The sequence below is a fragment of the Streptomyces sp. NPDC055078 genome (assembly GCF_053607985.1).
The window spans coordinates 1-4187 of record NZ_JBSGUP010000698.1; the positions used below are offsets into that span (position 1 = coordinate 1).

Annotated in this window: 5 protein-coding genes; 2 read left to right on the top strand and 3 right to left on the bottom strand. The window is 70.0% G+C overall.

Translation table 11 applies throughout. The features are described 5' to 3' along the window. Positions 1-55: 55 nt before the first annotated feature. The 3 genes from ACWF94_RS35010 to ACWF94_RS35020 all read right to left on the bottom strand — a co-directional run bounded on the left by ACWF94_RS35010 (position 56) and on the right by ACWF94_RS35020 (position 2375). Complete coding sequence (locus ACWF94_RS35010) at positions 56-250, bottom strand: hypothetical protein (RefSeq protein WP_453498084.1); 195 nt, start codon at positions 248-250, stop codon at positions 56-58. Between the two features lie 317 nt (positions 251-567). Continuing rightward, the gene (locus ACWF94_RS35015) at positions 568-1440 is read right to left on the bottom strand and encodes an undecaprenyl-diphosphate phosphatase (protein ID WP_453498087.1); all 873 of its coding nucleotides are present in this window, start codon (positions 1438-1440) and stop codon (positions 568-570) included. Positions 1441-1583: 143 nt separating this feature from the next. Beyond that, the gene (locus ACWF94_RS35020) at positions 1584-2375 is read right to left on the bottom strand and encodes a TVP38/TMEM64 family protein (RefSeq protein WP_453498090.1); all 792 of its coding nucleotides are present in this window, start codon (positions 2373-2375) and stop codon (positions 1584-1586) included. 229 nt (positions 2376-2604) lie between these two features. Here ACWF94_RS35020 and ACWF94_RS35025 point away from each other — a divergent pair, with 229 nt between their 5' ends. Both ACWF94_RS35025 and tuf read left to right on the top strand, forming a co-directional pair. Further along, the gene (locus ACWF94_RS35025) at positions 2605-2739 is read left to right on the top strand and encodes a hypothetical protein (RefSeq protein WP_453498093.1); all 135 of its coding nucleotides are present in this window, start codon (positions 2605-2607) and stop codon (positions 2737-2739) included. Between the two features lie 102 nt (positions 2740-2841). Beyond that, positions 2842-4020, top strand: coding sequence for an elongation factor Tu (gene tuf / locus ACWF94_RS35030; protein ID WP_453498096.1), 1179 nt, complete (start codon positions 2842-2844; stop codon positions 4018-4020). The last annotated feature ends 167 nt before the right edge of the window (positions 4021-4187 follow it).

Sequence of the window (4187 nt, forward strand, 5' to 3'; positions counted from 1 at the left end):
GTGCGGTCGGGCCCTTGTTCTCTCCGTGCTTCGGGTCCGCGGTCGGCAGTGACCCTCAGGCCGCGCGCTCGACATTCTCGGCACGCTCAAGCGCGGCTGCTGCCGCCCACTTCAGTACGAGCGCCTCGTACTCCGCGCGCCGGTCGTCGGGCAACTGCCCATCGGCCCACAGCTCACGGATGCGGGCGTTCAGCTCGGCGACGGTCGAGGCGGACACAGCAGTCTCGGACTCGCGTGGAAGGGGGGACATGCCCTCAGGTTACGGCCTCGGAACACAAGCCGTCTCCCCCGCTGCACCGCCATCGGCCGTCCGAAACAGGACACCGGGACCGTGAGTGGCCGTTCCGACCAGGATGAACAGGGCAATTGCCGGAATCGCGCGGTGGAGTATGAATGGCATAAACCAGTTGGCAGTGATGAAGCTCATCAATCAGTCCCTGTGTCCTCGCTCACTGCGGATTTTGATCCGGCTCATTCCGCGGTCGGATCACACCGGGTGGGACGGGTATTTCATCCGGTGGAGCAGGGATTCGTACGACGGGCCGGCTGCTGGCCCCGGTGCGGTCGTCAGTCGCCGGACTCGCCCGCGTGCGGGCTCAGCGTGTCCGTCCCCACCAGGATGAACAGGACGATGCCCAGCAGCACCCGGTAGATCACGAACGGCATGAAGCTCTTGGTTGTGATGAAACGCATGAACCAGGCGATTACGGCATATCCCACACCGAAGGCGATGACCGTCGCGAAGATGGTGGGGCCCCACGACACATGCCCCTCGCCCGCGTCCTTCAGCTCGTACGCCCCGGAAGCCAGCACCGCGGGGATCGCCAGCAGAAACGAGTAGCGGGCCGCCGCCTCCCGGGTGTAGCCCATCAGCAGACCGCCGCTGATCGTGGCTCCGGAGCGGGAGACCCCGGGGATCAGGGCCATCGCCTGGCAGAAGCCGTAGATCAAACCGTCCTTGACGCTCAGTTCCTTGAGGGTCTTCCGCTGCTTGACGGCCCGGTGCCTGCCGCCCGACTCGTCGCGGGCCGCCAGCCGGTCGGCGATCCCCAGCACGATGCCCATGACGATCAGTGTGGTCGCGATGAGCCGCAGATCGCGGAACGGGCCCTCGATCTGATCCTTGAGCGTGACACCGAGCACTCCGATGGGAATCGAGCCGATGATGACCAGCCAGCCCATCTGGGCGTCATGGTTTCCGCGCATCTCCTTGTCGGTGAGTGAGCGGTACCACGCGGAGACAATTCTTGTGATGTCCTCGCGGAAGTAGATCAATACGGCTGTCTCGGTGCCGATCTGGGTGATCGCGGTGAATGCCGCGCCCGGGTCCTGCCATCCCGCGAAGGCCGCGGTGAGCCGCAGATGCGCGCTGGAGGAGATGGGCAGGAATTCGGTCAGTCCCTGCACCAGCCCAAGGATGAAGGATTCAAACCAAGACATGGAAAACTACGCCACCCAAGAAAGTTCACGGTCTGACGGCGCGTAGCGTTTCCGATCAAGCGCCAGTGCGGTGGAAGCGTAGCGTCCGGAAGTTAACGGAAGGTGCCCTGAGCAGGGCCGCAGGGGTGGGATCTGGTGTACGGTCAGCCGTCGTTCCGGGTGAGAGACCCGCAGGGCACCGGCCGTGCGGCCGGGACCGTCGGCGTTCGGGGCGGCCCGGCCGGTGACGGCGGCTGCCCGCGCAGCCCATGGCGTTTGCGCCAGGCCACCCAGGCCGCCAGCAGACCCGTGATGACGATGAAGCCCATCGCTATCAGAAACGCGGGGGACGTCGGCGAGCCGGCCCGGCTGCCCGCGACCACGTACGCCGCCGTGTTGGGGATCGACCCCAGGGCCGTGGCCAGCAGAAACGGCACGTACCCCATACGGGAGACGGCCGCGCAGTAGTTGGCGGCGGCGAACGGGACGCCCGGGAACAGCCGGATCGCCACCATCGAGCGGAACCCATGGCTGCTGAGCTGGCTGTCGGCCGCCTTCAGCCACCGCCCCCGCAGCAGGGGCCGCAGCGCGTCCTGGCCCAGCAGCCTGCCCAGCGTGAACGCGATACCCGCGCCCAGTACGGTTCCGGCGAGCGCCGACACCAGCCCGGCCTGCGAACCGAAGAGCGCGCCCGCCGCGAGATTCAGCAGCGGACGCGGTACGAAGGCCGCGGTGCACGCCCCGTACGCGACGGCGTACAGCAGCACCGCCGCCGCGCCGCCCAGGTGCGCGGGCCAGCCGTCCGAGAGCAGCCGCTGTGGCTCGTAGACCAGCACCAGGGCACCGGCACCCGCCAGGGTGAGCAGGAGCAACGACAGCCGGGACCACGGCGAGAGCAGCACCTTGGCCCAGCGGACGGTGAGACCGGGGGACGGCGTTGGCACGGGCTCGAACATCCGGGGAGAGTATCCGACAACGCCATGTGATCGCCGTAACGTGAGCCTCACTCCACCGCTCGCACCGCGTCCGCACCCCCTCGGCCGGGGCTGCTCAGGGCCCTTCGGCTCCGGCCCGTTCGGCGACCGGGGACGGACCCGGACCCGGATCCGACCCGGGGGGCGGGCTCAACCGCCCCCGGAGGAAAAGCATTCGACGGCGTGGTGCGGGTCGGCGATGATCGGATGCATGCCCAGGTACGCCTTCACCGCCGCGCCGCCCGCAGTCGCGGGCACGCCGAAGGCTGCCGTCTTCCTCGCCGCGGATGATGCCGCCGCTGCCATCGCCGCCGTCGCGGCAGTTCTCGACGGCGCCCGAAGCTGACCCTTCCCGGATTGTCCCGCGGACCCCACAGGGGGAGGGTCGGCAAGGCCAAGGGGTCCTCAGCACAGTCGTCCGCAGGACACTCCGAGGAAGAAGAATCCCATGCCGAAGACGGCATACGTACGTACCAAGCCGCATCTGAACATCGGCACGATGGGCCATGTCGACCACGGCAAGACCACCCTCACCGCCGCCATCACCAAGGTCCTCAGCGAGCGCGGGGGCGGCAGCTTCGTGCCCTTCGAGCGCATCGACAAGGCGCCGGAGGAGGCGCAGCGCGGCATCACCATCAACATCGCGCATGTCGAGTACGAGACGGACACCCGGCACTACGCGCATGTCGACATGCCAGGTCACGCCGACTACGTGAAGAACATGGTCGCCGGAGCGGCGCAGCTCGACGGGGCGATCCTCGTCGTCTCCGCGCTCGACGGGGTGATGCCGCAGACCGCGGAGCATGTGCTGCTGGCCCGTCAGGTCGGTGTCGACCACATCGTGGTCGCGCTGAACAAAGCGGACGCGGGGGACGAGGAGCTGACCGATCTGGTGGAGCTGGAGGTGCGCGAGCTGCTCACCGCCCACGGGTACGGCGGGGACGCGGCCCCCGTCGTCCGGGTCTCCGGGCTGCGCGCGCTGGAGGGCGACCCACGGTGGACCGGTGCCATCGAGGCGCTGCTCGACGCGGTGGACACCTATGTGCCGGTGCCCGTGCGGTACACGGACGCGCCGTTCCTGCTGCCGGTGGAGAACGTCCTCACCATCACGGGGCGCGGGACCGTCGTCACCGGGGCCGTCGAGCGGGGCACGATCCGCGTCGGCGACCGGGTGGAGGTGCTCGGCGCGGACGGCGGTCCGCAGAGCAGCACCGTCACCGGTCTGGAGACCTTCGGCAAGCCGATGGAGTCCGCCGAGGCCGGCGACAGCGTCGCGCTGCTGCTGCGGGGCGTGCCGCGCGACTCGGTGCGGCGCGGGCAGGTGGTGGCCGCGCCCGGCAGCGTCACGCCGAGCCGGCGTTTCACGGCGCGGGTGTACGTCCTCTCCGGCCGCGAGGGCGGCCGCCGGACCCCGGTGTCCACCGGGTACCGCCCGCAGTTCTACATCCGCACCGCGGACGTCGTCGGCGACGTCGACCTCGGCGAGCGGGCCGTCGCCCAGCCCGGCGACACGGTCACCATGACCGTCGAGCTGGGCCGCGACGTCCCACTGGAGCCCGGACTCGGCTTCGCCATCCGCGAAGGCGGCCGCACGGTCGGCGCCGGGACCGTCACCGGCCTGGTGTAGCCGCCGCGCGGCGCGAGGGCCGTGTGGCGCGGCGGGCGACGGACCGGACGCGCGGCCGGTCCGTCCACTGGTGGTCGGCCCGATCGGCCTTCGGGCGGGCGGCCCCGGGGAATCGGTCCGGTGGGGGCTGGTGCCATGGGTCCGCGCGCGGGCGGCCCCCGGCGGTC